This window comes from Streptomyces caelestis, from assembly GCF_001279005.1.
Classification (GTDB): Bacteria; Actinomycetota; Actinomycetes; order Streptomycetales; family Streptomycetaceae; genus Streptomyces; species Streptomyces heliomycini.
The window spans coordinates 1-280 of sequence record NZ_LGCN01000136.1 but is presented as its reverse complement, the minus strand read 5'-3'; the positions used below and the strand labels follow the sequence as shown (position 1 = coordinate 280).

Annotated in this window: 1 protein-coding gene; it reads left to right on the top strand. The window is 69.6% G+C overall.

Going from position 1 to position 280, the window contains the following annotated elements:
* The coding region (locus tag ADK41_RS13755) for a helix-turn-helix domain-containing protein (RefSeq protein WP_159043970.1) at nt 1-280 on the top strand (280 nt) is incomplete at both ends.

Genomic DNA, 280 nt, shown 5'->3' with positions numbered 1-280 from the left:
TTCGTGAACGCATCCGTATGGAGGCGGCCGGGATGTTCGCCGCGGGACAGGACAATGCGGCGGTGGCGAAGGAGCTGCGGGTCAGTGTGCGCTCGGTGCAGCGCTGGCGCCGTTCCTGGCAGGAAGGCGGCCGGCAGACCCTGCACTCCAAGGGATCGGCCGCCCGTCCCAAGCTGAACGAGGCCCTGTTCGCGGTTTTGGAGCAGGAGCTGGCCAAGGGGCCGGTCGCGCACGGCCGGCCGGACCAGGCCTGGACCCTGGCCAGGATCAAGACGCTGAT